The 19,726-nt window shown below is 42.8% G+C and carries 29 protein-coding genes; 11 read left to right on the forward strand and 18 right to left on the reverse strand.

Going from position 1 to position 19,726, the window contains the following annotated elements; all coding sequences use genetic code 11:
* Positions 1–333 precede the first annotated feature (333 nt).
* From G9U52_RS15315 to G9U52_RS15325, 3 genes are read right to left on the reverse strand one after another with little or no spacing between them, the layout of a single operon-like run.
* Positions 334–516: a hypothetical protein gene (locus G9U52_RS15315; RefSeq protein ID WP_166150827.1), complete on the reverse strand. Its 183-nt coding sequence runs from the start codon at positions 514–516 to the stop codon at positions 334–336.
* Positions 465–698, reverse strand: a complete 234-nt coding sequence (locus G9U52_RS41690) for a YolD-like family protein (RefSeq protein WP_166151023.1) — start codon at positions 696–698, stop codon at positions 465–467. Before G9U52_RS41690 ends, G9U52_RS15315 begins: the two co-directional genes overlap by 52 nt.
* Positions 699–702: 4 nt before the next feature.
* Complete coding sequence (locus tag G9U52_RS15325) at positions 703–903, reverse strand: WYL domain-containing protein (RefSeq protein WP_166151025.1); 201 nt, start codon at positions 901–903, stop codon at positions 703–705.
* Positions 904–1,101: 198 nt separating this feature from the next.
* Between G9U52_RS15325 and G9U52_RS39260 the strand changes: the two genes are divergently transcribed.
* From G9U52_RS39260 to G9U52_RS15335, 3 genes are all read left to right on the forward strand, one after another.
* Positions 1,102–1,245 (forward strand): hypothetical protein, encoded by a 144-nt coding sequence (locus tag G9U52_RS39260; protein WP_207953002.1) that lies wholly within the window; start codon positions 1,102–1,104, stop codon positions 1,243–1,245.
* 108 nt (positions 1,246–1,353) lie between these two features.
* Complete coding sequence (locus tag G9U52_RS15330; protein ID WP_166151027.1) at positions 1,354–2,196, forward strand: ATP-dependent DNA ligase; 843 nt, start codon at positions 1,354–1,356, stop codon at positions 2,194–2,196.
* A gap of 477 nt (positions 2,197–2,673) precedes the next feature.
* On the forward strand, positions 2,674–3,069 hold the full coding sequence (locus G9U52_RS15335; RefSeq protein WP_166151028.1) for a hypothetical protein: 396 nt from the start codon (positions 2,674–2,676) through the stop codon (positions 3,067–3,069).
* A 499-nt stretch (positions 3,070–3,568) separates the two neighbouring features.
* Here G9U52_RS15335 and G9U52_RS15340 read toward each other — a convergent pair whose 3' ends face one another.
* Positions 3,569–4,087 carry a DUF3231 family protein gene (locus G9U52_RS15340; RefSeq protein ID WP_166151030.1) on the reverse strand — a complete coding sequence of 173 codons (519 nt, stop codon included), beginning with the start codon at positions 4,085–4,087 and terminating at the stop codon, positions 3,569–3,571.
* A 275-nt stretch (positions 4,088–4,362) separates the two neighbouring features.
* Positions 4,363–4,929, reverse strand: a complete 567-nt coding sequence (locus tag G9U52_RS15345) for a restriction endonuclease (protein ID WP_166151032.1) — start codon at positions 4,927–4,929, stop codon at positions 4,363–4,365.
* Between the two features lie 82 nt (positions 4,930–5,011).
* Here G9U52_RS15345 and G9U52_RS15350 point away from each other — a divergent pair, with 82 nt between their 5' ends.
* Positions 5,012–5,338, forward strand: a complete 327-nt coding sequence (locus G9U52_RS15350) for a YjgN family protein (protein ID WP_166151808.1) — start codon at positions 5,012–5,014, stop codon at positions 5,336–5,338.
* 417 nt (positions 5,339–5,755) lie between these two features.
* Here the strand turns inward: G9U52_RS15350 and G9U52_RS15360 are convergent, their stop codons facing one another.
* From G9U52_RS15360 to G9U52_RS15380, 5 genes are all read right to left on the reverse strand, one after another.
* Positions 5,756–6,103 (reverse strand): hypothetical protein, encoded by a 348-nt coding sequence (locus G9U52_RS15360; protein ID WP_166151034.1) that lies wholly within the window; start codon positions 6,101–6,103, stop codon positions 5,756–5,758.
* A 265-nt stretch (positions 6,104–6,368) separates the two neighbouring features.
* Positions 6,369–6,656 (reverse strand): hypothetical protein, encoded by a 288-nt coding sequence (locus tag G9U52_RS15365; protein ID WP_166151036.1) that lies wholly within the window; start codon positions 6,654–6,656, stop codon positions 6,369–6,371.
* A gap of 302 nt (positions 6,657–6,958) precedes the next feature.
* On the reverse strand, positions 6,959–7,150 hold the full coding sequence (locus G9U52_RS15370) for a hypothetical protein (RefSeq protein WP_166151038.1): 192 nt from the start codon (positions 7,148–7,150) through the stop codon (positions 6,959–6,961).
* Positions 7,151–7,402: 252 nt separating this feature from the next.
* Positions 7,403–7,594, reverse strand: a complete 192-nt coding sequence (locus G9U52_RS15375; protein ID WP_166151040.1) for a hypothetical protein — start codon at positions 7,592–7,594, stop codon at positions 7,403–7,405.
* Positions 7,595–8,182: 588 nt separating this feature from the next.
* Positions 8,183–8,524 carry a hypothetical protein gene (locus G9U52_RS15380; RefSeq protein ID WP_207953003.1) on the reverse strand — a complete coding sequence of 114 codons (342 nt, stop codon included), beginning with the start codon at positions 8,522–8,524 and terminating at the stop codon, positions 8,183–8,185.
* Here G9U52_RS15380 and G9U52_RS15385 point away from each other — a divergent pair.
* From G9U52_RS15385 to G9U52_RS15395, 4 genes are all read left to right on the forward strand, one after another.
* Positions 8,523–8,717: a hypothetical protein gene (locus G9U52_RS15385; RefSeq protein WP_166151044.1), complete on the forward strand. Its 195-nt coding sequence runs from the start codon at positions 8,523–8,525 to the stop codon at positions 8,715–8,717. The two genes, G9U52_RS15380 and G9U52_RS15385, sit on opposite strands and share 2 nt — an antisense overlap.
* A complete protein-coding gene (locus tag G9U52_RS39265; RefSeq protein ID WP_207953004.1) occupies positions 8,696–8,935 on the forward strand; it encodes a hypothetical protein in 240 nt (79 codons plus the stop codon). Before G9U52_RS15385 ends, G9U52_RS39265 begins: the two co-directional genes overlap by 22 nt.
* Positions 8,936–9,282: 347 nt before the next feature.
* Positions 9,283–9,831 carry a tyrosine-type recombinase/integrase gene (locus G9U52_RS15390; protein WP_166151046.1) on the forward strand — a complete coding sequence of 183 codons (549 nt, stop codon included), beginning with the start codon at positions 9,283–9,285 and terminating at the stop codon, positions 9,829–9,831.
* Positions 9,832–9,994: 163 nt separating this feature from the next.
* Positions 9,995–11,140, forward strand: a complete 1,146-nt coding sequence (locus G9U52_RS15395) for a GGDEF domain-containing protein (RefSeq protein ID WP_166151810.1) — start codon at positions 9,995–9,997, stop codon at positions 11,138–11,140.
* Between the two features lie 63 nt (positions 11,141–11,203).
* Here the strand turns inward: G9U52_RS15395 and G9U52_RS15400 are convergent, their stop codons facing one another.
* Both G9U52_RS15400 and G9U52_RS15405 read right to left on the reverse strand, forming a co-directional pair.
* On the reverse strand, positions 11,204–11,701 hold the full coding sequence (locus G9U52_RS15400) for a hypothetical protein (protein ID WP_166151048.1): 498 nt from the start codon (positions 11,699–11,701) through the stop codon (positions 11,204–11,206).
* Between the two features lie 126 nt (positions 11,702–11,827).
* Positions 11,828–12,037 (reverse strand): helix-turn-helix domain-containing protein, encoded by a 210-nt coding sequence (locus G9U52_RS15405; RefSeq protein ID WP_166151050.1) that lies wholly within the window; start codon positions 12,035–12,037, stop codon positions 11,828–11,830.
* Positions 12,038–12,215: 178 nt separating this feature from the next.
* Here G9U52_RS15405 and G9U52_RS15410 point away from each other — a divergent pair, with 178 nt between their 5' ends.
* Entirely contained in the window at positions 12,216–12,617 is a 402-nt protein-coding gene (locus G9U52_RS15410) for a helix-turn-helix domain-containing protein (RefSeq protein ID WP_166151052.1), read from the forward strand.
* Between the two features lie 140 nt (positions 12,618–12,757).
* On the opposite strand, the gene G9U52_RS15415 is transcribed toward G9U52_RS15410, so the two are convergent.
* Together G9U52_RS15415 and G9U52_RS15420 are read right to left on the reverse strand one after the other, a co-directional pair.
* Positions 12,758–13,603: a hypothetical protein gene (locus G9U52_RS15415; protein ID WP_166151054.1), complete on the reverse strand. Its 846-nt coding sequence runs from the start codon at positions 13,601–13,603 to the stop codon at positions 12,758–12,760.
* 314 nt (positions 13,604–13,917) lie between these two features.
* Complete coding sequence (locus tag G9U52_RS15420; RefSeq protein ID WP_243767361.1) at positions 13,918–14,661, reverse strand: pseudouridine synthase; 744 nt, start codon at positions 14,659–14,661, stop codon at positions 13,918–13,920.
* Between the two features lie 250 nt (positions 14,662–14,911).
* On the opposite strand from G9U52_RS15420, the gene G9U52_RS15425 reads away from it, so the two are divergent.
* Positions 14,912–15,421, forward strand: a complete 510-nt coding sequence (locus G9U52_RS15425; RefSeq protein ID WP_166151056.1) for a thioredoxin family protein — start codon at positions 14,912–14,914, stop codon at positions 15,419–15,421.
* A gap of 55 nt (positions 15,422–15,476) precedes the next feature.
* Here the strand turns inward: G9U52_RS15425 and G9U52_RS15430 are convergent, their stop codons facing one another.
* The 3 genes from G9U52_RS15430 to G9U52_RS15440 are packed head-to-tail and all read right to left on the reverse strand — an operon-like array spanning position 15,477 to position 17,839.
* On the reverse strand, positions 15,477–15,896 hold the full coding sequence (locus tag G9U52_RS15430; protein WP_166151058.1) for a DUF309 domain-containing protein: 420 nt from the start codon (positions 15,894–15,896) through the stop codon (positions 15,477–15,479).
* A 19-nt stretch (positions 15,897–15,915) separates the two neighbouring features.
* Positions 15,916–16,719 carry a GTP diphosphokinase gene (gene yjbM, locus G9U52_RS15435; protein WP_166151060.1) on the reverse strand — a complete coding sequence of 268 codons (804 nt, stop codon included), beginning with the start codon at positions 16,717–16,719 and terminating at the stop codon, positions 15,916–15,918.
* 16 nt (positions 16,720–16,735) lie between these two features.
* Positions 16,736–17,839: a quinone-dependent dihydroorotate dehydrogenase gene (locus tag G9U52_RS15440; RefSeq protein WP_166151062.1), complete on the reverse strand. Its 1,104-nt coding sequence runs from the start codon at positions 17,837–17,839 to the stop codon at positions 16,736–16,738.
* A 162-nt stretch (positions 17,840–18,001) separates the two neighbouring features.
* On the opposite strand from G9U52_RS15440, the gene G9U52_RS40910 reads away from it, so the two are divergent.
* Entirely contained in the window at positions 18,002–18,136 is a 135-nt protein-coding gene (locus G9U52_RS40910) for a hypothetical protein (protein ID WP_279538648.1), read from the forward strand.
* Positions 18,137–18,170: 34 nt separating this feature from the next.
* On the opposite strand, the gene G9U52_RS15445 is transcribed toward G9U52_RS40910, so the two are convergent.
* The gene (locus G9U52_RS15445) at positions 18,171–19,715 is read right to left on the reverse strand and encodes a L,D-transpeptidase (protein ID WP_243767362.1); all 1,545 of its coding nucleotides are present in this window, start codon (positions 19,713–19,715) and stop codon (positions 18,171–18,173) included.
* Between the last annotated feature and the right edge of the window lie 11 nt (positions 19,716–19,726).

Consider the following 19,726-nt stretch of genomic DNA (forward strand, 5'->3'; position numbering starts at 1 on the left):
CGTTTGCTATCATACTCTAGATATTTAGGAATAAATCGTGATGCATTGTACTGAGGAAACACGGTAATTTATCAGTGCAAAATTTAATTATATGCCACTCGATGACACTCAATGAATCCGAAAATGTTATTTTATTGTTACTTTTTAAACATATTAAAGTACTGAGTTTCCCCTCACCCTAAAAATATTTAGAACTGAGCCTATAATATCATTGATGTCGTTCAACCATCAATCATTGCCCAATCTTCCTCGGTTGGGCGTTTTGGTATGGCGTTCTCACTTACGGATTTCGCTAGTCTGGACATATTCATTCCTCCTGTTTTAAAAAGCTTGTTATATTTCCACCTGATCAAACTTCGCATGAATAATATCCTCGAACATGATCCATCGCCAATCATCCCCTGACTCATCGAGGAGCAGCTTCACACCTCGCCGCGTTTCAATGGCACCAACTGGACCGGTAATCACCTCATGCTCGAATTCACCATGCAGGTTAGCGTAACGGGCAAACAGCAAGCTCGGGTGCTGCGGATCAGCCCGAATATGTTTTCCTGTTCGTCCTCGGTCAGAATGGGCTTTGTGATTCTTAGTTTATCTTTGTCATGCCTGTTGAGCGCTATCACATGCTCCGGTAACACCATGCGACTGGATTCCCAATGACCATTGCCCTCTAGCTTCTTGCTCGGTGCTTGCTTCATGCTGTCACCCTATTCCCGTTGGCTGGATCGCCAGAATGTTTTCAATCTTAAACACCCGCGGCGCTTTCCGATGCAAACAATGGGCTTTTATGTAGCCTTTGTTAATGGCACGGACTTCGATCAGACGTTGCGTTATTTGCTCGGCAGCTCCTATGTAAATGATTTCTGTGGTACATCCAAGGTATTTCTTCAACTCCTTTTCCAATGCAATCGCCTCCTAAAAACACTAATGTTTGTTTGTATGCTATACACCGAAGTGGGAGGTTTAAATCAAGAGGAGTTTCTAGGATGACGAAATTTGTTTACTTTTTATTTACCAAGAGTTACTTGTGTTGGTTTATGTGTACTTCGTTTATCATGGAAGTGAAAGGGTGTGATCCTGATGTTATACCATGTCATCCACTTGCAAACGAATGAAATGAAAACACTAAAACCTGAAAATGTATTAGATATGGCCTATGATTCCGATGGGCGTGTAATTGTTATAGATAATGATCAACAAAGCTATTTTTTATTGGCGGATACAAACCTTATAAATGAACCCTAAGCACTTTCTATGGCACTCTCTACAAGTCGTTAAGCATTTTCCTTCCAATACTTCCCGACGCCAACTTACTGCCTCTTCCTTTATAATTACGGTAGAGGTGATTCATCTGTGTTTATTTCTCCAATGTTATTAGAAACCGCTCCAGCTCCGTTTTCCCACGATGATTATATATTCGAACCGAAGATAGATGGACACCGCGCCATCCTTACGAGATCCAACAATAATACGCGAATATACACGCGACACAATAACGATTGTACGCGGCAATATCCGGAGCTCAATAGTTTAGCGATCGACGACGTTATCCTGGACGGGGAGATTGCTGCAACTGGCGTTAACGGGCAAGTAGATTTTGAGGCAGTAATGGAACGTTTCGCGTTACGGAAATCGGACAAAGTACGGAAGGCTGCAGAATCACGACCGGTTAATTACGTTGTGTTCGATATATTGCGATATAAAGGTGAAGAATTGCGTGGTTATCCTCTACATAAAAGGAAAGAGTTATTGGCGACGCTAAACTTCGGCAATGCAAATATCGCAATTATACCGTCGATCGAGGCAGAGGGCGAGCGTCTTTATAAGCACATTGAGGCACTTTCAATGGAGGGAATCGTAGCCAAACGTGCAAATTCGATATATGTGAGTAGCCGATCAAGTGCGTGGCAAAAGGTTATTAATTGGACATACGTCGATGTTTTCATAAGTGGATATCGTAAGGGTGACTTTGGCTGGCTTACTGCCGATGAACACGGGCGCCCGTTGGGTATTGTAGAGATCGGTGTTACCCCGCGCCATAAGCTCGCGTTTTATGGTGTGAGGGATCGATTAAGGACGTATGAGGACGACGATTACGTTTATTTAGAGCCAAGGTTACTTGCGAAGGTTAAGATACGGAATTGGACACGCGCCGGCTTATTGCGTTCGCCGGTGTTTGTTGACTTCATTGTATAGATTAAAACAAAAGAAGCCCTAGATCCCGAAGGATGAGGGCTTAACCAAATTCATCATTTATGAAATTTTTTCCTACTCACAAGATAACGCAATCTACCACGAATCTCAAATATGTCTGCTGTATCGAATACAAGCCCGCCATCTCGCTGTACCTTTATGCCCTCCATGGCAGAATTCATATTGATCAAATTATGAAGGGTTAGGATTATATCTGCATTTTGCTTAAAGATCACTCCAAAACACATTTGTCCATCCTTTCAACAACATATTACAATCTATAATTGAAATAATAAAACAATTAGTCATTATGATTATACTTTACCCGAAACCTTTGAATATAAAACGCGTATAGACCATTATTGCTACTTATATTTTCTAATAAATTTAGTTTCATTAAATTAATAGACATATTTGTTGTAAATCTATATATTATTTTGCACTTTTTATATTACATCTTAGAGTGGAGGTTAGCAGAAGATGAGTCCGTCAGAATTAAATGAACTTGTTTTATTAATGAAAGTTGCGAGAGAGAAATCTAATATAGCTAACACCATGGCTTATGAACTCAGGCAAAGGGCTATTCAATATCAATTTGAAGCAACAGCTGCAACGGAGACAGCCGCTTTGATTATTGAAATTTTAGCATCTTGTACGGATTCAGCCCTTTTACCTAAAATTATGTTCGAGAGTAAGGAAGCCGCCCTTAAGGCTGTATCTTCTATTTTAAAAGCTTCTAAAGCAGTAGAGGAAGCAAACAAAGAAGAAAAAGAAGTTACAGCATCATTTAATTTAGCCTATGAGGCAGCGAGTAAATTAGTTAGTGCCCTTTCTTATACAGAAGATTCAATAAATATGAACAATAATAACTGTTAATAAAATTAGATACGCGCCAGCTTTCGTGGAGTCATTTTATAGATTAAAACAAAAAAATCCCCCATTCCCGAAGGATGAGGGCTTTTACCAAACAAAGACACAGATATAACTTTGTTTGGTAAAGATAGTATAACCACACATCCCAATATTAAACCCTTGTCTAAAGCATAAAAAAGCCCTCGATCCCGAAGGGTGAGGGCATGGATATTACAAGCCAACTAAAATTCCTCTATCGGAGTCAAGGGTTTTAGTTGGGGACATCAGGGAGTGTGACGTAATATCACATTTACATTATTTCCTCATTCACAAAATATAATCTCATTTAGGAGGCATTCCTCACAATTTAACACAGTTTATCTTAGGGCAATACTGTTTCATTCCATCCCATTTACCCCAAACGCACCCTCGGCATTTCTTTGGTTGTCTGGGAATAATCTCAATAGCCAACCTTTTTCACCTATACTTTCAATAGTGAACTAAAAAGAACTTCATCAATAAATCAGGCTTGAACAAGATCCGGTCTTTTTACTTGAAGTGGCGGAGGTACAAGCCACCCTTTATCTTTGCTCATTTTTAAAATTTTCAAACCAATAGTGCCTTTTGTCATATGATACTTAGTGAACAAAGCAATGATATCCTCTCTAATAGAACTGCCCATAATTTGACTGCAAGCCACCAAGCCAACTGAAGTATCCGCTGCAATAATTGTGGCGATTTCCTGATCTGTAAATCGGGCTCCCAACGGAATCTCTTCTAACTTTACCTCTGGTCGTGCAGGTAGCGACGGAGAAGGAGTAAATCCGTTATGGGTAAGCATCGTGTCACATTCACTGATTTCGAGCTCTGCCTGATCGATTATAGCAGCCAGAATTTTTTTGAGATCCTTGTCACCAGCATGGTTCAGGAAAGCCCGATTCATAGATATACAACCCTTTGCTGCAGCGGAAAATTGCCAGACAGCATAAATTTCTCCGTAATGCATAGGTTCATCCTTTGGATTACCGCTTAAAATTCCCATTTAACCCAACTCCTCGTTAGTTAATTTAACAAAGGTTATTTTGACCAATGCAGAAGAAACTTATTCTTATTGAGCGACGTATGAGGTTTCTCATAATCCCAAGCGCTTGGGATTATGGTAAAGAAAATGATACGCTCGGATGCATGGGATGTTAATGGGTCACTCCAGCGGGTGGTATTTTCCGAATGATTTTCTGCGGACTCGATTTGGTTCGGCTGCAGGATTCGTTTTCAGAATGAACTTTAATCAGTTCCTCACGGCTGATGAGCCTTTCATTATTGGATTTTGCTAATGTTCGCAGCATCGGTGTAATCGCTGTTGGTAATAACCCAAGCTTCAGATGCTCCATAATGAGCTATAGCACCAACTATTTCTTGGACAGCCTTGATGCCTACATTACTTTTATATCTTTTGGCTTGGATCACGATCTTTTTTCCGCCTTTTGCAATGACTAGATCAGCCCCGTAGTCTCCGGCAGATTGGGTTCCTAATACTTCGTAACCATGCTTTTTAATCAACTCCCCTAGGTACAACTCGAACTCCCTGCCGTCCATTTTATGGATGTCCTCAATTCCTGAACGCCTAAGTTTGTCCGTGTAGTTCATTTTTCGGATGATTAAAACTGCTATAACGACGGCGAAAGCAACGATTGCCACGCCTACAGAGGTTAATAGCGATTTAGTGAAATAAAACGTTACAAAAAAAGATCCAAACATAAATAACCCAATAAGCCCATTGATCAATTCATCTTCTTGCTTTGCTTTACTTTTTCGTCTAGATGAAAGTTTCCTTAGCAAAGTATGGTACTTTATTCCTATATTTGTTATAGTTGGATTTGACATACTTCGAGTAAATCACCCAGCCGATGGGAAACATGAAAGCAGGATGATCAAATTGAGTACAGTATTAAATGCAAGTGGGGATGTGGGGCAGCCGAGTCATAGAGTTGAACTAAACTCCTATTTTGATGGAGGATTACTCCAGTTCATCGGTTGGAATATTCTTGGGGCTCTCATCACGACGTGTACTTTAGGTATTTGTTATCCATGGAGTTTAACTATGATCTATCGTTGGAAGACTGAACATACTGTGGTAGACGGAAGGCGACTGCGATTTGACGGCACGGCGCTGGGGTTGTTCGGAAATTGGATTAAGTGGTGGTTACTATGCCTCATCACATTAGGTATCTACGGTTTTTGGCTTTTCATTTCTTTGGAAAAATGGAAAGTAAAACACACGACCTTTAGATAAATTTGGAGTGACCCTATGAAATTCGGTTTTCGAATACCAAGCTTGAAAAAGAGAATCGCTGCGAGGACTAGAGTTAAGCGGCATCTCGTAAACCAACTTGGACTAAAGATGCCCCGTGGTTCTGGCTGGATGAGGAGTCCGAAAAAATTACATATAACAAAGTGTATAACCGAACAATTTTTATATATTTGCTTTTATTAAAAAATTGTTCAAATGAAACAAAAAAGCCCTCGATCCCGAAGGAACGAGGGCTTTTAATATTCCCAGGCGCATGGGATTATGGTAAGGAAACTTTTCCTTGGCATAGAAAACCCTTCTTCTCGTTTACTGTCACGAACATATATTCCATATATCGGAAAATAGGACTTTTGTAGTAGGATTATATAGATATGAGGAGGTAATTGATGGATTTGCGGGTCAAGCTTGCCTACTTCTATCGATTATTGATTTTTCCACGATTAAAGTTCTCATCTCAACTATTGAGTTAACGTCTTCGATCTCTTGCTGAATAAAATCCTCGAACTGGATTAGACCCGACTCTAGAACCTTGATCTCCAAGAGATACCTCTTATGGTTTTCAAATTCGGTTATTACAAATGAGTGTATCGTTTCTCTAAGCTGTTTTACTTTGCGCCCACTTAGTTTAGTACGGGATAAGTCATCTATCAATTTCACCAGTTCTGCCTTTAGTTCAACGGAAAGAACCCCGATTGTTCCCGAAACAGAGATAGATCCCCTTGCTATCCCCCGTTCCCCATACTCCATAGTTTATTTCGCACAGATCGTCTAACGCGTCTTGAGACAGCTTGAAGCAGCTTTCCAATAAATGGTTCCGATCTCATATAGTCATCACTCCCGCCCACTCTTTCGACAGGAGGCGACCAATTACCTTTTTAATCCAGCCATGTATTTCAGAGGATAAAAATGGGTATGCTGTTAATCCTCTCTTTCATGACTTAAGGATCAGACCTACATCATGTGGTGTAGGTCTGATGTGTTTTACTTCTTCTTCAGCGATTCGAAGTATTTATCATGTCGCAAATCTTCTTCGGCCCTTATCGCAATCCCTTTTGGACACATGCAGTAACCAGCAGCATTCAACGGAATTAACTCCCGTTCCTCTACAGCCCTGACAAATCACCACTCTTTCAAGTGATACAACCTCGACCGGAATGACCTCTCCTTGCTCATACCAATCAGCGCCTATTCTTGCTAGATGATCGCCAAGCGCTTCTTCCGGTGTTTGTGAAACGATGAATTCTGGCATATCGTCACCGACTTGATATAATGACCATTTAATGATTGCTATTTTGTCCATTTGTTTCTTCCTCCTTGGCAATAAGTCCATACCAAATCAAAATATGAATCATAGTATATACCATCCCTCTAAAAGGAGGTTTACGATACTATGATGCGTAGACGCAAAAATAACGTTATTGTCATTAGATTAAGACCTGGACAAAAAGCAATTGTGATTTGTTCACCCCATCGCCGTTTGGTTTAAGATTCATTGCGGGAGCGCCTCGTCTTGACGGAGCGCTCTTTTTTTCTTTCATACACTTTAATAGCCAGCCAATGTCCTTTCCTCCTCTCCGGTGTTCCCCTTGGTATAAGGGGACCTTATTTAAATAATTTAACATTTGAAAGGCTGACATCATGAATAGTTATATTTTTCCCGTCAGGCTTAACCGAAATCCTGTCGCCCCGCACAAGCCCAATGATTCTCCCTGTTTCTCCAACTTTTGCCCTGCACCGTTTACCGTTCCACGTTGTTACTTCTTCAAGAAAAATCACTTTATCACCGTGCTTCATTCCATGTACACCACCCTACCCAATGATTTTTCCTAATTGAACGTTACTGTCAGGTGTGACAGGTTCATATCATCGATTTGGTTCAGCAGATCATCCCTGCTTTTTTGGTTCTTACCAATTCACGTTTGCTGCCGTTATCTTTTCATATACTTCAATTTTCAAGGTGTGTCACCACCCTATTAAATAAAACTAGTTAACCCTTCTGGCGGCTGGGGCTGTTCGGTCGGACTCGATGGCACCTGCGGTGCAAGTTCAAAACATTTTAAGTTCTTTTAAAGCGACATTACGATTACGTTTCTGTTCATAAAAATAAACAACTGCATTTTGAGATTCAGTCACACATATTAACTGACCTTGACCATGTTCCTTGTGCTCAACCTCGTTTAATCTTGTGGGATTTCCGCAAGCTGCACAGTATTCAACACTACTTTCATATGCAAGCACCGATTTGCCTCCCTTGCTTCTTTCCAGCCATCATCTTTATGCTTGATCAACCTTTCGATTTCAGTATCCTTCTGTTCTCTTTCCTCTATGAGTAGCCTATTAGCTTCCTCCAACTTATCCTCTTTTTCAAGAGATTAATGAAGATGTTCTTTAATCAGTCTACAAAATTGGACACCATAAGCCCTCACGTTTGTTTCTGAAATCTATAAAATAGTGAGCAATGAGAGGATGGTGATAAGGGTGTACGAAATATATCAAGCTTGCAGAAGCTGCCTTAATCGTCGAATTCGTGTTTACATGAGATCCGGGGAAATTTATGAAGGAACAGTCGTTAATGTTGATCCCAATTATTTATATCTGGAAGGAGGTTCTGCCTCGATCTCAAGTAAAAAAGTAAAAGTTAAAGGATTTTTAAATCCATTTATAACTACTCTTGTATTATTCGATCTATTAGCAATTGCTTTACTGGTATGATTGGATGTCCCTTTGAAGGAATGTAAGATCTCAACCCTCGTAACGCCCACTGAGATGCAGCGAGGGTTTTTATATTTGGTACTGGAGTGGTTTAGGGAGGCTATACCTCCCGCATTAATCCATACAAATCATGCCCCGATGAATCCGATCAAGGTCAGCCACCTCAGCCAGCTGCATTATCACAGCCCTACCATCCACCAGCAGAACCAGTTCCTCGCCTAACTTCATTGCATTAACTTCCTTCATCAATTCTGCTACGCGCTTGCGATATTTGCTCAGCTCCGTTTGCAATGCCGTGGAGCTAGTACCACGTTCCTTGGCGACTTCCATCCAGGTCAGGTCCTTTTGGATCTTCTGCATGAGGATTTCAGGATCAAAGTTGATATCATCGAATACCGGCTTCTTCTCAATAATGAAGGCTTCAACGTCCTCCTTGGAGGGCTCAACATAACCCATGTTCAATTCCAATCAAATCCTAAGCAGCTCCGTTGATTTTGACAATGCGATGTTTCTCGGATCCAACATTGAAGTCTACCAGGACGGCGAACCCATCGACCGCGGCGGGCAGATCCTGAAGCATACCGACGATTGTGTCTTTATAGGCGATGGATATTTTATTAAAGAAACTTGTGGATTCAAGGGCCGCTAGCCCGGGCTTTTATTTTAAAAGAAAATAGAACATACCTTCGAAGGAGTGTAGTCCATGGCAAAAGAAACCAGATCGTACGCCGCGCCGTTAGCAAAAAAAAATTACTAGCCCGCGCCGAGTCCGCTCATGACCAACTGAAAGATTTTGGTATTGATGAAAAGAAAGTAAAGAATATGGCCTTTGAAGAAGTTGCCGAAATGGTTGATTGCTTACTCTAAGGGAAAGGTGAAATCGAGTACAATACATATACGAAGGAATTCAGTGAATATGCTGTTTCGTTATTTTGCAAAAACGAGCATTCACAAGATCACAACGCGCCAATATGAAAATATGTTAAATGATTTAGGTGACCAAAACTATGCAAGGAGCACCATAGAGGGCGTACATGTGGCTGCTGGCTTGATATTCAAGTATGCAATGAAGCATAGGTTCCGCAGGGACAATCCCTGTGCGGGGCAACTATACCCGTTAAAACGGCAACTGTTGAAGATCTCGAGAAAGATATGTTAGAGAACACGGCAGAGAACGTGACCTTGAAACATTCTACTTACTTCTTTTCTCAGGAATGCGATCTGGAGAGTTGTGTTCGTTAAAGTGGCCGGATATGAATTTTGATACTAATGAAGTTCGTATCATAAAGACGATATACAGTAAAGGGAGGATGGGAACGTACGAGTTGACACCACCAAAGACGACGGGATCCATTCGAACGATTGACATCGATTCGAGTGTGATGGAGTTATTTGTAAAGTACAAGAGCAAACAAGAAAAGCTATTGGTTGCAGCGAAGAAAGCTGGAATCGAGGTTAACGATAAAGGTTTTGTTTTTTGCCGTTCAAACGGATACCCCTATTACCAGGCTTCCGTGATTCGAAGGATGAGGATACTCATGAAGAAAACCGAAATTAAAAAACATGCAACTCCTCATATTTTTCGTCACACACATATTAGCATGCTCGCTGAGGCCGGAGTCGATATAACAACGATCATGAAGCCTGTTGGTCATGATGAAATGAAAACAACGATGAAGATTTATACACATGTTACCGATAATATGAAAAAGAATGCTTCAGATAAAATAAAGAATATGTTCGGTGATATTTTAGAATTTTAGGTGGCTTTTTGCAAGGAATGTGATTTTTTCGTGATTTTTATCTAATAATCCATGAATTTACACCTTTAAAACACTGATATATCAAGGTTTATTGATAAATGTCAATGTATGTTTGCTATAATGGTGCTAACTCTTGAAGAAGAATGTGAGGCATTGGTCTGCAATGCAAATATTAAGCTTATCGGATTTGTGGTCAGGCACTTTAGGCAGCATCGTGTCCTACATCATCATTATCGTTATTTTATTAGTAACATTGCTAGTATCATTGAGGTTGCTCATTACACGCCGCAAAATCGGTTATTTCTCCATGTTGCTTTCTCTGTTTCTGTTGATTGTTCAGTATATGCAGCTCATCCAATTTCAATTAATCCAAACGGTCGATGAAACCGCTGCATTTATGGCCCTTATTTTGAAAATATCGGCTTTTGTGCTTGTTAATACCGGTATTTACCAGCTCTACAATCCAACTAAATTGAGGGATGGTTTGGTTATTGGATTATTCGGCTTGGCAACAGCAGCCGTTGCGTCCTCTTACTGGTTCATACCCGGATGGCTAGAGGGTAGCGACGAGCAGATCCGGCAAATGCAGCCACTGGGCTTGGAATTATATTTGTTCGTTCTCCTGTTTGTCAGCTTCCTGATTGTTAACCCGCGAATTGGGCAAAATGGAAAATTCCAGCTCATGCTGACGCTCTACTTTTGTGCCCATTTGATCTATATGGCAAATAAATACCTGTTTAATGGCAACCAGCTAGCCTTGGTTAAGCTTGAGGAAGTGTTCCCGATGATTTTTCATATCGTACTGTTTCTGTTTATAGTCGAACGGATCATTGAGCTTATGCAAGCCATCTATAATTCTGCGATTAAGGATGGCTTGACTGGGCTATTCAATCGCACATTTTTCTATAACCGGGTCAACCAACATATTTCTCAAAATATCGCCGTTTCGATCATTTTCAGTGATATCGATAATTTCAAAAAGCTCAATGACACAAAAGGCCATCAGATGGGAGATCAAGTACTGAAGCAGGTCGCACAGATTGCTAAAGAGGAAGCTGAGCCGGATGGGGTTTGCGGCCGCTATGGCGGTGAGGAGATCGTTGTTATGGTTCTGGGCACCACTGCGGACAATGCAGCAGTGGCCGAGAAGATTCGTGCCCGAGTAGAAGCCGAGACTATAGTAACCGTCAGCGTAGGGCTCAGCCATTACCGCACTCCCCTTAAGACGGAGGAGTTAATTAAACAGGCAGATGAAGCGATGTATAAAGCCAAAACCACCGGCAAAAATAAAGTAATCGCTTATAGCTGACTTTGGCAAACCAATAAATAAAAAACCGGCTAGCGTCTCCAAGACGCTTTGCCGGCTTTTTATTTATTGGCTGGATTCGGATTTACTTGTAACTTTCCCATTGCGGAAGGTTACTTTCATCACGCCTCCGTCTTTCTTTTTGTACTCGTAGGTTTGTGTCTTATTGATGTTACCCTCATCTGTGGTTTCACTTGTCAACTTACCGATTTGCCCCATAGTTTTGCCAACATCATCGTATGTCATCCCAAAATCGACTTTTTCTAATTGGTCTATTGTCGCTACTGGCTGTTCCTTTGCCCCCTCAGGCCTTGGAACTTCGGGTACTACGGTAGTTGGTGCAGGCGTTGGCGCTGGCACCGGAGTTGCTGATGGCACTGTAGCTGGTGGTGTAGCCGGCGTTGTAGTTGCCGGTGGCGTCACTGTGCTAGGTGCTGGCGTCGTTGTTGCTGGTGCTGGTGTAACAGGAGCCATGGTTTCACCTGGTTTCGTTGTTGGCGTTTCTGTTGAACATCCCGAAAGGATGATGGTCAAAGCAGCGACTGCAATAATTAGTTGGCGCAAAGATAGTCTCCTCCCTTTCGTTAAATAAAATTCGGAACTCTCATTCCGGAGGCTTGTACTTTCATGCCTCACTCTTATTATACCGCATTCCAATTAGGGAAGCGAATTACCCACCTTTATCTGCACCTATTCAATGACAAACAAGGAGTCCAAAGGCTGGTCCAGAAGCTCACTCAGTCTCTTAGCTGTGGCTGGTCCTACGATTTTGACAGATCGCTCCAAAAGACTTATATACGAAGGACTTAAACCCGATTGCTGGGCTAATTCCTTTTGGGACATTCCTTTAAAAACCCTCGCTCTTACAAAGGCATTTGTATTCGTGCGTATTTTTCGCATGGAGAAGTCACGCTCCCTTCTTTTCCTTGTTTTCCATTATATTATCACGTATTTTCGCATATGGAAACACTTTTATTTACATTTGTATTGCTTGTAAAGAACGTTGAAATTACAGATCTTTACTGTTATTATATCAATGTTAACTATTGTTTACTTTGAAAAATGCAGGTGCCCTTATATGAACTTTTATGAAAAATTACGCGACATGCGCAAGCTAAAAGGCTTTACTATCCGTGAGTTAGCCGATCGTTCCGGCGTTTCTTCCGCTTATATCTCCCAGCTTGAGAATGGGAATCGTGGTGTCCCGTCGCCTGATGTGCTAATGAAGCTATCGGAGGGCCTGAATACACCTTATTCGAATTTAATGGAGATTGCCGGCTATCTGGAGCAATCTGCCGACCGTCAACAGGGCGAAGACTACGTGAAGCCGCGTGTCAATTTGCGACGATTTCTGCAGGAGAATGAGTTAATCTTTGATGGCATGGAATTGACCGAGCAGGATAAAGAGTGGGTAGAGCGTATGCTGACGGTATTGTTTTGGAAAGATAAGCTGAAGAAGGATGGCTCTTCCAAAGAATAAATCAAGACCATAACCAACTCCATACTAGATGAATCAACTAGAGAGATGTCCATACATAACGAAAAAAACCTCCGTTTCCTACGATGCGGAGGTTTTCTCGATCCTATGTTTTGCGGCATCTTGATCATTTCGCATGCTATCTAATGCACCTGGTCTGCCTCATATACAAATTCCTCAAATGGCTGATTTTGAAATAACATCGTCAAGTTAAATGATTCAAAAGCCGTTTCCTTATCCAATTCCTGCATCATCAATAACGCAATACACTCACGATCCGCCAATTGACCTGGCTCCCGGAAATCGATAAATCCTTCAAGCTGGTCATTGCTAATATCCACGGTTGCTTTACCGATAGGCAGCCCGCCATGCGATTGTTGGTACACCTCATAAATGAGCGTGTCCCCATCCTCTCTTGTCAGGACAACTGTATAATCCTCTTCCGCACTCTGGATCGATTCCCCTGCTAGGGGCTGATTATGTGTGATGAGGCCACCACCTACTATTAATGACTCCGCCTCCGATAATCCACTATTTTTTTGCCGTCCCAGCTGTTTACTTACCATGGTACCTGTTCGTTTCTGCATCTGCATAATATATTCATTTTGCTCGTCCAATGCCTCATCCTCGAAGCGCTCCGTTTCCATCCAATCGTACTCATAATCATAATCTTCCTCGACATTGGCGGGATTTATTAAATCAGGGTCTAAAGTTATAAGTTCACCATAATCGCTGTAAGCAATTTGAATACAACTGGTGTCGACTCCCAAAGCAGCAATCATGGATTCTATATATCGATGTACAAACGAAGACACACGCTGTTGGGCATGGTGAGGAAAGCTTGATGGCTCCAATTGGACGGTTCCAGCGATGCGGTCTGCCTCACGATAAACGAGCGTCATCGTCCCGATACTTGCATGGTCCCACATTATCGTACTTACCTCTCCGCCAGATGTTTTTAACTCCTGCTTGAGCCAAATATCGGTCATGAATTCCCGCCTCCCATACATGGTTTGGTCATTGCTATAAACACTACCTAATTAGCCTGTCCCAATTAGTCCAAAATATGAATATAAGGATAAATGTCTATGCGAAACTTGGGTTTTGTCATACTATACATTAGACCGTTGACAGGGCAGGGCAAGGCACTCGGCAAAAAGTTTACTTCAAGCGGCGCAGCCTATTCTCTGCATCAATAGGTCAACTTCATACATGGGTACCTATATGAATGAGCAGAGCCAACCTTACGAAAAAAAGACCAATGCAGTGTGCCATTTATCGTCACACGCGCGGGTCTTTTCTCTTATTTCGTTACCTGCTGCAGCTCGGCAAGCTCGGTCTCCGTTAATTCACGGTAAGAACCGGGCGATAAACGCTCGTCTAGCAGCAAGGGTCCCATAGAAATTCTTTTTAAGAAGACTACCTTTTTCCCAACGGCCTCAAACATTCGTTTCACTTGGTGAAATTTCCCTTCCATAATCGTCAGTTCAATTTTTGACACCCGATTTGCTGCCGGATCCCCCGCGACCAATACCGTAAGCTTTGCCGGCATAGCTACATAACCATCCTCCAGAGTCACGCCCGCTTGGAAGGCCTCTCCATCCTCCTCAGTCACAGCTCCTTCGACCTCGGCAAAATAAGTTTTGGGTACATGCTTACGAGGTGACAATAGATTATGCGCCAGCTTGCCATCATTGGTCAATACCAGCAGGCCTTCCGTATCTTTATCCAGCCGTCCCACAGGAAACAGCTCGAAATGTGCATGCGCTTCATCCAACAAATCCAGCACAGTACGTTCACGGCTATCCTCTGTTGCCGAAATCACACCTTGTGGTTTATTCAGCATCAGGTAAATAAATTCACGATAATGGACCAGTTGCCCGTCTACCGTAATCCGATCCTGCAGCGGGTGTACCTGGATGCCGCCATCCTTCACAGGACGATCATTTAGGCGAACCCAGCCATTTTTGACGATTCGTTTGATTTCACTACGGGAGCCGTGACCGGCATGGGCCAACAGCTTTTCCAATCTCATGGTTTCTTTCAATTAATCCTACCTCCTGCTAGCGGATATTCCTGTATTATTTTCCATACCCTAATGTAAGTTTCAAGCTATTGCACGTGGTTCCCCCCATTATAGAGGGTTACAGTGCCCAGCTGCAACCGAACATTGTCAAAATTCATTCATTTTTACAGGAATACTTGGGCAGGAATTGGGGACCAGTTTAGCGAAATCATTAGTTACCAACCATCTTTACTATACTTACTTATCTTACTTGAAGAGAGGACTATATCTAATGAAAAAGCTCGCGATTTATTTATCCATCATTATTGTATTGTTCGCGGGGCTTTATGTCGTGAACCAACAGTCGGACAAGGCCAAGAATAGTCAATATGCCACCAATGTTTATGGTATTGCGCCCGATAAGCTGAATCCAGAAACGGTCAAGCAGCTAGACGATCCCAATTACCAAAATATCATTTTACCCGCAGAGCTTAACAAAAAGCTGGATGCCAAAGAAGATTTTTTCATCTATTACTTTGCCTCCACCTGCTCCCATTGCAAAAGAACCACCCCTGTTTTATATCCGCTAACCAAAGAATTAAACTTGGATGTCAAGCAATTTAACTTAGAGGAATTTAAAGATGGCTGGGGCAAGTATAAAATCGAGTCCACGCCTACCCTGATTTATTATAAAGCAGGCAAAGAGGTAGACCGGATGGTTGGTGGTATTGCCGAGACGGGCCAGCCTGGCTACAATGCAGATTCCTACAAGCAATTTTTCGAAAAGAATAAAGCCAAATAGAGCAGATGAGCGAAAGCTCCTGCTCTTTTTTTTTGCCCATCTGCTTCTATAAGCCCTAATGTTCAGCATCAGGAAGCGGCGGATTGGCCCTCAGCTCCTCCACTAGGTCATCAAGCTCCTGATCGATAATCCGAATGTCCAAGTCGTAAAAAGCAAAGGGCTCCTCCTCCATCCGCTGCAGCTGGGATAAATACCTTTGGCTTGCAGTAAGCAAGCTGCCCAAATCAATACCTAAGAGCTCCGGCTCACGCCCTACCAGCTTTTCCAGGGCAGCCGTAAAAAGCTTGACCGCACCACTCACATTGCCGTTACGGTGATGGTAAAGCCCTACCGCTATTTGCAGCAGGCCCTGATATAAAGGGTTGCGCCCTTCTTCAAGCCAAAGCTCCTCCATCACCTCATGGCATTCAAAATAATCGCGCTCAATATTGAAATAATAAACGAATTTAACATACAAACGATCGTATATGGGCACTTAGGCACCTCAGTTTCTTCTAAAGCAGCCGATCCTTCTTGGCACGGGCGATAGCTTCGTCGATCTCCGTGGAAAGCTCCTTTAAATACCGCACATCCTCGGTTTCCCAATGCTCATTGAAACGGAACTGGAATTGCACGGCCTCTCGGACGCGATGATAAAAGTAGAGCTCTTGGATCCCATTAAGGATCCGGGATACAATATTGGAATTGTCCTCGAATAGCTGCTGGGCCTCCATAATTTCATCACGGATGCTGCTCATTTCCTGGTCAAGCAAATAAGCGGCTTCGGCGGCTTTACTCAGCCTTTTAATCACTTCCTCGGGAAGGCTTTCCCGATATTTATAATTAAGCGAATGTTCAATCGTCGCCCAGAAATTCATCGCTAATGTGCGAATCTGTACCTCGGCAAGCACACGCTTCATACCAAGCGCCGTTTGTACGGGATATTCCACAATCATATGATAGCTACGGTAGCCACTCGGTTTTTTGTTAAGCACGTAGTCCTTCTCATACATCAGCTTCATATCCTGCCGCCTGCGGATCAAATCCGCTAATCGTTCAATATCCTCAACAAACTGGCACATAATACGTATGCCAGCAATATCCTCGATCCCTGTCTCCAATTGCTCCATAGGTACATTTAAGCGCTTGGCTTTATCCAAAATGCTCGATATTTTTTTCACTCTGCCTGTTACAAATTCGATAGGGGAATATTCCTCGCGGCTTTTTAATTCTCCACGCAGTGTTTTAAATTTTACCTTTAGTTCTTCAACGGCCTGGTCATAAGGCATGAGAAATTTTTTCCAATCGCGTCCATCCATCCGTACGCCTCCATTCTTACCTATGCCGATGTGTCGAGCCTACTGCTTCCGTAACGCTCTTAAATCCATCTCTCTGGAGCAGCTTCCTTAAGCCTTCATTCAAATTCCTTAACAAAGCAGGGCCTTCATAAATAAAAGCTGTATATACCTCCACTAAACTGGCACCTGCACATATTTTGTCATAAGCATCTTGGGCTGTGAATATGCCACCTGAACCAATGATCGGCAGTTTCCCCTCAGTTAGCTCATATAAAGTATGTATAAGCTGGGTAGACCGCTTCGTCAAGGGCAGGCCGCTTAGACCTCCTGCTTCGCCTTTATGCATGTGGGTTAAGCCTTCTCTAGATAAAGTCGTATTGGATGCGATAATGCCGGAAACGCCACTTTCCACGATCGTCTGCACCATATAACGAATTTCCTCAGGCTCAAGGTCTGGCGCTATTTTCACCAAAATCGGTTTAACTGCACCCCCATGCTTGTTGTGTTGCGCCTTCATTTCCTCTTGAACCGTCCTTAGCAGCCGGTATAAATCATCCCCATGCTGCAAGCTGCGCAGGTCGGGTGTGTTGGGAGAGCTTATATTCACTACAAAAAAATCGCCATACCCATACAACTTATTTATACAAGTACGGTAGTCATCCTCTGCGTGCTCATTAGGCGTTGCTTTGTTTTTGCCGATATTGACAGCAACCGGAATACTATGATGGGTCGCCTTAGCCAAATGCTTGGCCATCGTTTCGATTCCTACATTATTGAAGCCCATTCGGTTAATCAAGGCTTGATCCTCCGGTAACCGGAACAACCGCGGCAGCTCATTGCCTACCTGTGGCTTAGGCGTGACCGTACCCACCTCCATAAATCCAAATCCAAGTCTGGAAAAACCGGGAACAGCCTTTGCATTTTTATCAAGCCCTGCAGCGAGCCCAATCGGATTGTCAAAATGGATACCCCATAGCTCCGATTGTAGATCAGGTGTTGAATTAACGCCATAGAGGCCTTTCAGCAGCCCCTTAACTCCAGGCACATTGGAGGCGTTATGAAGACCATTTATAATCAAATGATGAGCCTTCTCTGGATCCATACGAAATAACAGTGGTTTAATTAAGCTTTTATACAGCATTTCTATTGTCTCTCCCTTAAACGAACCATAACTTACTCTCTTTGAATAGTTTATCTTTTAATCCAAAAAAAATAAAGAGGACAAGCTACAGAAATGACGTTTTTAAGCGGCTACATTATGATAAACTAGGGATAAATCTAAAATAAAGGCAGGGATACGGCTATGCAACGAAAGAAACCCAGTTATTTACAGCAACGCAAACCGAAAGATACCATAAATAAAAAGCTCATTATTTGGATTAGCTCAATTTTTGCCGTGCTGGTCATTGGAATGGCTGTTTTACTTTCGGTCAATTAAGAAAGCGTTTCATTAGAACCATTCCTTACCGTCTTCAGTCCAACCATTTGTATACCTTTCCCGGATTCGTTTCTGTGCTGTAAAGCGGCAAACGGAATTGCGGCTCGCCACGCTTAATTTCAGAGGGTAGCAACCCCTTACCAATGGTTACAGGTGTTCCTAAAGGTGTCATATCAAATAATTCCTCAATATCAGCCTGGAGCATTCTTACGCAACCTAAGGACTCATCCTTGCCTATACTGCCGGGCTTGTTGGTACCATGAATGGCGTATAACGGGTCAGAGAGCCCCATGCCTCTGCTGCCAAAATCACCATTGGATTTCCCGTTCGGATCCCTTACCTTCTCGGCGATTTCAAAGCTGCCCTCAGGCGTTCGATCTGCCCCTAAACCTACAGGGTAGCTACGGACAATCATTGTCCCACTGACCAAGGCCAATCGATGATTGGTCTTATCCACGATAATGCGGAGCGGGCTAGTTAAGGGCTTCAGCAAGCCTGCCGCCACAGGTTGTGCCTCGTTAGCTTGAGTACCCGTTCCGAGATTAGGTGGTGAGGTTACGGCGTTTGGGACTGGGTTTTGCGGGCTGCTTCCTTGCGGCTTGTTGTCTGTAAGCTGATCCTTTTGCTGCTCGTAAAGCTCTTCCATAAAAGGTGTAATCCCAGATAGGATATTGAGTGGATGGGACTGATTTAAAGCCTGGATACCTTCTGGCGGTTTTCCATTCTTGCGGGTATAAGCATCTAGCGCCGAGCGGAGCACAACCTCCTGCTCGCGTTGCGCCACCCATGAGTTATAAATAGCCTGTGGCTTAGACGCATCCGAGGGCTGGCAATGGCAGCTTTCAGCATCATGATATTGAATTTGCTGCTGGGCTGCATCTTCTTTGCCCTCAACAGAAAGTAAAATATCCGGCGGCTGCAGCCATGAGATCCATTTACCATCTTCCGTTTTTTTACCATTAGCTAGGATCGCATAACTATTCACGCGTTCTTTAATGAGCATTTCTTGCAACGCTGCGCCTACAACTTCCTTCGTTTTATTCCCTGCTATGTAGTAGACCTTCGTTTGCTGCACTTGAGCTATGCTTACATCCTTAGGGAGCGTAGGGGCTGCTATATGCTCAGCTTCTCGTAATGTACCGGGCAGATACGCAATCCCAGCTATAATCAGGATCAGCGCAGCCATTAGCCTTAACCGGTTTAACCAATGCCTTCTCCTGCCGCGCTGATCCCACTGCTCCAAGGTTTGCAGCGACTCCATTGACACATTTATCGTTTTTTTCTCGAAGGCCTCATAAATTTCTCCAGATTGTGCAAAGCAATATAAAGCTTTTCCTTTTTTACCCTGCCCGTCATATTCCCGTCCCAACAGATACCATGCCATTTTGTTGCTTGGATGCTCGCGCACATATTTTTTAAGACGTATTTGGTCATCTAATGAGTTGCTATTGAAAAACTGCTTTAGCTGCTCCTCATGTTCCTTAGGCTTCACGGTTATCCCTACTTTCAACCTTCTTACCATAATATCGGTTTTGATTCCGATATTATAAATAGTAGAAAAAACACCCGCATGCTCCATACGGAGCCAGG

The organism is Paenibacillus agricola (genome assembly GCF_011440305.1).
In the GTDB taxonomy this organism is placed as follows: Bacteria; Bacillota; Bacilli; order Paenibacillales; family NBRC-103111; genus Paenibacillus_S; species Paenibacillus_S agricola.

Coding starts and splice junctions, on each gene's coding strand:
- G9U52_RS41690 (WP_166151023.1), bottom strand. CDS start 698: ATGAAGCAAGCACCGAGCAAGAAGCTAGAGGGCAATGGTCATTGGGAA.
- G9U52_RS15335 (WP_166151028.1), top strand. CDS start 2,674: ATGAGTCCGTCAGAATTAAATGAACTTGTTTTATTAATGAAAGTTGCG.
- G9U52_RS15340 (WP_166151030.1), bottom strand. CDS start 4,087: ATGGGAATTTTAAGCGGTAATCCAAAGGATGAACCTATGCATTACGGA.
- G9U52_RS15345 (WP_166151032.1), bottom strand. CDS start 4,929: ATGTCAAATCCAACTATAACAAATATAGGAATAAAGTACCATACTTTG.
- G9U52_RS15360 (WP_166151034.1), bottom strand. CDS start 6,103: ATGGAGTATGGGGAACGGGGGATAGCAAGGGGATCTATCTCTGTTTCG.
- G9U52_RS15365 (WP_166151036.1), bottom strand. CDS start 6,656: ATGGACAAAATAGCAATCATTAAATGGTCATTATATCAAGTCGGTGAC.
- G9U52_RS15370 (WP_166151038.1), bottom strand. CDS start 7,150: ATGAAGCACGGTGATAAAGTGATTTTTCTTGAAGAAGTAACAACGTGG.
- G9U52_RS15385 (WP_166151044.1), top strand. CDS start 8,523: ATGTTCAATTCCAATCAAATCCTAAGCAGCTCCGTTGATTTTGACAAT.
- G9U52_RS15380 (WP_207953003.1), bottom strand. CDS start 8,524: ATGGGTTATGTTGAGCCCTCCAAGGAGGACGTTGAAGCCTTCATTATT.
- G9U52_RS15390 (WP_166151046.1), top strand. CDS start 9,283: ATGCGATCTGGAGAGTTGTGTTCGTTAAAGTGGCCGGATATGAATTTT.
- G9U52_RS15395 (WP_166151810.1), top strand. CDS start 9,995: ATGCAAATATTAAGCTTATCGGATTTGTGGTCAGGCACTTTAGGCAGC.
- G9U52_RS15405 (WP_166151050.1), bottom strand. CDS start 12,037: ATGCGAAAAATACGCACGAATACAAATGCCTTTGTAAGAGCGAGGGTT.
- G9U52_RS15410 (WP_166151052.1), top strand. CDS start 12,216: ATGAACTTTTATGAAAAATTACGCGACATGCGCAAGCTAAAAGGCTTT.
- G9U52_RS15415 (WP_166151054.1), bottom strand. CDS start 13,603: ATGACCGATATTTGGCTCAAGCAGGAGTTAAAAACATCTGGCGGAGAG.
- G9U52_RS15425 (WP_166151056.1), top strand. CDS start 14,912: ATGAAAAAGCTCGCGATTTATTTATCCATCATTATTGTATTGTTCGCG.
- yjbM (WP_166151060.1), bottom strand. CDS start 16,719: ATGGATGGACGCGATTGGAAAAAATTTCTCATGCCTTATGACCAGGCC.
- G9U52_RS15440 (WP_166151062.1), bottom strand. CDS start 17,839: ATGCTGTATAAAAGCTTAATTAAACCACTGTTATTTCGTATGGATCCA.
- G9U52_RS40910 (WP_279538648.1), top strand. CDS start 18,002: ATGCAACGAAAGAAACCCAGTTATTTACAGCAACGCAAACCGAAAGAT.
- G9U52_RS15445 (WP_243767362.1), bottom strand. CDS start 19,715: ATGGAGCATGCGGGTGTTTTTTCTACTATTTATAATATCGGAATCAAA.